Genomic DNA, 4,956 nt, shown 5'->3' on the forward strand with positions numbered 1-4,956 from the left:
CGTCGCTCGCGCTGCACTCGATGCCGGGGCCGACATCATCAACGACGTCACCGGCCTCCGTGGCGATGCCGCTATGCCACGCGTCGCTGCGGAATCCAAAGCGGGCCTCGTCGTCATGCACATGACCGGCACGCCGCAGACCATGCAGACCCATCCGCAGTACGACGATGTCGTTGCTGCTGTGGCGGACTATTTTGCAAACCGCCTGCGTGTGCTCGAAAACGAAGGCATCGCCCCCGAGCGCATCGTGCTTGATCCCGGTTTCGGCTTCGGCAAAACACTGGAGCACAACCTCACCCTCATGCACGAACTGCCGCAGCTCTGCACGCTGCGCCCGCTGCTCGTTGGCGTCTCGCGCAAATCCATGATCGCCCGCGTCATCCACTCCGAAGCCATGGAAGACCGCTTCTGGCCCACCATCGCCCTCAGCGCTTACGCCCGCGAACACGGGGCACGCATTGTGCGCGTGCATGACGTGAAACCAAATCGGGAAGCGCTGCGGATGATGGAGGCGATTTTGGCAGGTACGTGATGCCTTTGGCAATACACTTCCATGACACTTTTTCGCTATTTCGATCCCGTTGGCGGTATCAAGACCCTCGAGAACAGAACCATGCGTCTGGCCAGTCCTCTGGCGTTTAATGACCCATTTGAGCTTACACCGCGCCTACAAAAACCATCCGACCAACTTCTTTTTGAGAGTCTCAAACAAAGACATATCATTGAAGACTATCTTGAAACGGCAGAAAAGCAGCAAAGGCTTAATCGCGTTGATGCCGAGAAAGAGTATTATGCAGTGGAGTTGCCAAAACGGTTTCTTAAACTCACGAGTGACAAAGGTTGGGCGGAAAAGGGAAAGTTGCTGAAGTGGGATTATGTTGGCAAAATCGCAGAACGTTTCCGCATCTTGTGCTGCTCGCATCGCCACGACTCTATCCTAATGTGGTCACATTACGCAGATAAGCATCGGGGTATCGTTATTGAGTTTGATCCTGATGAGTTTTTGCAAAAAACCTGCCTCAGTAAACATGCGCTCGAAGTGGTGTATCGAAGCAGTCCACCAACGATTCCGGTTCTGTTTGGTGATGATGTTTCTGGATTCGAGCAAGCAATGAATCTCGTGCTCTCGACTAAAGCGTTGGAGTGGAGTTATGAGGAGGAGGTCCGCATCTCATTTCCTGTTCCAGATGGCTTGAAGAAAGATGAGGCACACTATCAATCCTTTGATCCAAGATGCATCAAGCGGGTCATTGTTGGCTGTTACGACCATGCAGATGCAAAGGTGTATTCAGCCATTGAAAAGATAGCAGGAGAATTACACTACGCGCACGTCCGATTCCAGCGTGCCTATTTGGACTCTGACGACTACAAACTTCGCTTCGCAGATCGGCCCACTGTTCCAGTGCGATGATAGCTCGTCACACATTTACTCCCCGAACAGCGGAATCCCCAGCTTTTTCGCAAGCCGTCTAGGCCTCCGCATCGCCTCCGTCATCCTCTGCGCTTCATCCGCGCCACGCAGGTCCTTGCAGTCCGGGTGCGCCTCGGGCGACTCTATCAGCCCAAGCTGGTGCAGCACATGCGCCGTGCTGTGCTTGTAAGGCGACGCGCTCATGCGTTCATCCAACCGGAAGACCATGTCTTCGAAGGATTGGAAGGCTTCGAAAAGCTTGTACACCCGCGTGTCAAACCGCCCCGTGCCGGTCTTGAATTTCTTGTCGGCCACGCTGTCCAGCAGCCACATGTCACGCGCCGCGCAGATCAGCGGGCAGGCGCTGACACCCGCGCCGATCAGCAACGGCAGCCCGAGCTTGATCGCCGTGGCGATGCCGTAATCATCGCCGCTGTGAGGGGAGAATGGCAGGTTCAAGTCCTTGCACATCGCCGCCCAGTAATGGAAATGCGGCTCGTCCAGCGTGCTCACCTTGCCGCCGACATAGGTCGGATGCAGCGCGATCTCATGGAACAGCCACGGATCAAACGGTGTGGCCCACGGTACAAAGGAAGGCTCCAGCGCATGCGCGATACCGGGCCGGATCAGATGCTCGGCGATCTGGAAATAGGCATCGCGTCGCGGCTCGTTCTCCAGCGTGTTGAGCAGCTTGCTCGTCATGATCATCATCTCGCAGTTGTCGTGCTCCTGCGCGATGTCCAGCAGCGGCCAGTAGCGTTCCGCATTAAACACCGTGTCATTCTCCGCTCCGCGTGCCGTCACTCCTGCGATGAAGCGCTGGGTGGGAAACTCCACACGAAAGCGCTTCAGCACCTCCGCATACAATTCATTGCTGAGATCAAAGATGTAGCCGGTGTCCGCATTCAGCACGAAGACCATCTCCACGCCGTAATGCTCGCCGCACTGCTGCATCCAGCGCACACTCTTGGAGAACCCCTCCCAGTCAGGCTGCTTGTCTTTGAATGGCAGCAGCGTCGCCACGCAAAGCCGCGCCTTCGTGGTGTGATCCACGAGTTCTTCTTCGCTCGTGTAGGCCCAGACCGTTTCATTCCAGGCTGTGGAGGGCTTGAGGTCTGCGGGATTGGAAATAAGGGCGCGATGGTCTGCCATGCGGCCAGTAGAGCATGAGCGGTCCGAGGGGCCAAGACTAATTGCGAATGCCGAAGATCGGAAATTCTGATTACCGAATGATCTTCAGCGTTCCCGCTGCACCCGCTGGCCACGGCGCACCTTCTTTGACCCACTTCGTCAGGATCGCATATTCATCCTTCGTCAACCTTTCGCCAACCGCCGGCATGACACTGACATTGTGATGCGTGGACTTCACATTCGCCACCAGCAGGCTCTGCTCAGGATGCCCCGGCACGATGTAGGCACCGAGCGCTCCCGAGCGCATCGCCTGCGTACGGTTTTCCAGGCTCAGGTGCCCCGGCAGCGCCTGGCGGTTGTGGCACATCACACATTTAGCCTCCAGCACCGGCTTCACATGCGCCGTGAAATCGACAGGTCCGTTCTTGGCAGAGTGGATCGCGTCCTGGCTCAGTACATCCTCACCCATCGGCTTGGTCTCCGGATTAGGTGGCGTGGCGCAGGAGGAGAGAACGAGGACGCAGAGCAGGGTGGAGAGATTGCGGATGTTCATGGGTGTAATGGACTGCCGTATGGTGCCGCATGCAATACGTACGTCAGCGCCTTTTTTGAGGTGTTGCATGCCTGCCGTGCTCTGCGTTAAAACATTCACCCATGAACCGCCGTCATTTCATCCACTCTGCCGCCGCACTGCCCTTCATTTCCGCCATCGCTGCTGAAAAGCCCAAGCGCCTGATTCTGCGCTCCTCGTGGCAGACGGTAAACATTGGCGACATCGCGCACACGCCAGGCGTTTTGGCACTGCTGGAAAAGCATCTGCCAGACGTGGAAGTGCGGCTGTGGCCGAGCAAGCTGGACAATGGCGTGGGAGAGATGCTGGCGGCGCGTTTCCCCAAGGTGAAGGTGATCCAGGGGGAGGAGGTGCGGAAGTCCTTCGAGGAATGCGACTTCCTGCTCCACGGCTCAGGACCCTCGCTGGTGGCACAGGCTGATGTGGTGAAATGGAGCCAATCCACCGGCAAGCCTTATGGCGTGTATGGCATCACGTTTTCAGGTCAGCAGAATCCGAGGACCATCAAAGACAAGTCCGTCAAGCCGGTGCAAACCATTGACGTGCTCAACGGCGCGAAGTTCGTTTACTTCCGTGACTCGGTATCGCTGGAACTGGCGAAGAAGATGGGTTGTACCTGCCCGCGCATGGAATTCGGCCCCGATGGTGCTTTTGCGGTGGACTTGAAAAATGATGCGAAGGCCGGGGCGTTTCTCAAAGAGCACGGCCTGGAGCAGGGCAAATTCCTCTGCTGCATCCCGCGCATGCGCAACACCCCGTACTGGACGCTTCCAGAAAAGAAGGCGGCGATTGACGAAAAGAAGCACGCCCGCAACGAGGCCATGAAAGACCACGACGGCAAGCCGCTGCTGGATGCCATCATCAGCGTGGTAAAAAACACCGATCTCAAAATCCTCCTCTGCCCGGAGGACAAGACGCAGATGCAGATCGCCAAAGAGATGCTCTACGACAAGCTGCCCGAAGACGTGAAGTCCCGCGTGGTCTGGCGCGAAAACTACTGGCTCACCGACGAAGCGATCAGTACCTACCGCCGCAGCGCCGGACTCTTTGGGCACGAGATGCACAGCCCCATCATGTGCATCGGCAACGGCATCCCTGCCATCGTCTGCCGCTGGGCCGAGCAGACGAGCAAAGGCTACATGTGGCGCGACATCGGTCTGAACGACTGGTTGTTTGATCTCGACAAGGAAGATGAATTGGAACGCGTCGCCGTCACCGTGCTGGCGATGGCAAAAGACCCCGTAGGATCGAAGGCCAAGGCTGAGAAGGCGCGTGATCTCGTGATGGCCAAGTTTGCCGCAAGCATGGACGTGGTTAAGAGCCAGCTCCCGGCGTGAGTCATAGCGGCAGCTGTAGCGCTGCTTAAAATAAAATCGATTTCTGCGAACCTTTTGCATCGAAAGAAGCACGTGGGAGATGATAGGCTGCGTCTGCAGTCTGTGATTTGCTCTCAACCCACGTGGAAATTCCAGATCATCCTCCCTTGCTCGAACGCCTCTTCACGGAGAGCGCGGGGGATCTGACGCGCTACTTTGCGCGGCGGCATGGCGGCGGCGAGTGCGTGCAGGATCTGGTGCAGGAGACGTTTTTGCAGATGGCGCGCGGGATGCGCGACGGGAAATCGCCGAAGTGCGCGCGTGGCTACCTCTTTGGCATTGCACGGCACCTGAGCCAGGCGGCCTGGGCGGCACGTGCAGTGGACAAGGTGCTGCCTTTCGATGCCGCGGCTGCGGAGGTGGCCGCGCCGGTGGCGGATGATCGCATCAGCGCCGCACGCGAGACGATCTCGGCGCTGGAGCCACTTCAGCGGGAGATCCTGGAACTACGGTTCTCGCACAGCCTT

6 protein-coding genes are annotated in these 4,956 nt (G+C 57.7%); 4 read left to right on the forward strand and 2 right to left on the reverse strand.

The window, feature by feature from the left end; genetic code table 11:
* Together folP and PSV43_RS07505 are read left to right on the forward strand one after the other, a co-directional pair.
* On the forward strand, nucleotides 1-532 hold a 532-nt coding region (folP, locus tag PSV43_RS07500), incomplete at its 5' end, for a dihydropteroate synthase (RefSeq protein WP_300195119.1).
* Between the two features lie 21 nt (nucleotides 533-553).
* Nucleotides 554-1,411, forward strand: coding sequence for a DUF2971 domain-containing protein (locus PSV43_RS07505; RefSeq protein WP_300195121.1), 858 nt, complete (start codon nucleotides 554-556; stop codon nucleotides 1,409-1,411).
* A 15-nt stretch (nucleotides 1,412-1,426) separates the two neighbouring features.
* Here the strand turns inward: PSV43_RS07505 and PSV43_RS07510 are convergent, their stop codons facing one another.
* The gene (locus PSV43_RS07510) at nucleotides 1,427-2,563 is read right to left on the reverse strand and encodes a hypothetical protein (RefSeq protein ID WP_300195123.1); all 1,137 of its coding nucleotides are present in this window, start codon (nucleotides 2,561-2,563) and stop codon (nucleotides 1,427-1,429) included.
* 70 nt (nucleotides 2,564-2,633) lie between these two features.
* Nucleotides 2,634-3,095 (reverse strand): c-type cytochrome domain-containing protein, encoded by a 462-nt coding sequence (locus tag PSV43_RS07515; RefSeq protein ID WP_300195125.1) that lies wholly within the window; start codon nucleotides 3,093-3,095, stop codon nucleotides 2,634-2,636.
* A gap of 101 nt (nucleotides 3,096-3,196) precedes the next feature.
* Between PSV43_RS07515 and PSV43_RS07520 the strand changes: the two genes are divergently transcribed.
* Both PSV43_RS07520 and PSV43_RS07525 read left to right on the forward strand, forming a co-directional pair.
* Nucleotides 3,197-4,450, forward strand: a complete 1,254-nt coding sequence (locus tag PSV43_RS07520; protein WP_300195127.1) for a polysaccharide pyruvyl transferase family protein — start codon at nucleotides 3,197-3,199, stop codon at nucleotides 4,448-4,450.
* Between the two features lie 146 nt (nucleotides 4,451-4,596).
* Nucleotides 4,597-4,956 (forward strand): sigma-70 family RNA polymerase sigma factor (locus tag PSV43_RS07525; protein WP_300195129.1); only part of this gene is annotated, 360 nt, incomplete at its 3' end.

Origin of the sequence: Prosthecobacter sp. (assembly GCF_029946185.1) — a bacterium.
In the GTDB taxonomy this organism is placed as follows: domain Bacteria; phylum Verrucomicrobiota; class Verrucomicrobiia; order Verrucomicrobiales; family Verrucomicrobiaceae; genus Prosthecobacter.

What these genes read in the sequence shown, in the direction of transcription:
- PSV43_RS07515 (WP_300195125.1), bottom strand. Translation starts at nt 3,095, where the DNA reads ATGAACATCCGCAATCTCTCCACCCTGCTCTGCGTCCTCGTTCTCTCC.
- PSV43_RS07505 (WP_300195121.1), top strand. Translation starts at nt 554, where the DNA reads ATGACACTTTTTCGCTATTTCGATCCCGTTGGCGGTATCAAGACCCTC.
- PSV43_RS07520 (WP_300195127.1), top strand. Translation starts at nt 3,197, where the DNA reads ATGAACCGCCGTCATTTCATCCACTCTGCCGCCGCACTGCCCTTCATT.
- PSV43_RS07510 (WP_300195123.1), bottom strand. Translation starts at nt 2,563, where the DNA reads ATGGCAGACCATCGCGCCCTTATTTCCAATCCCGCAGACCTCAAGCCC.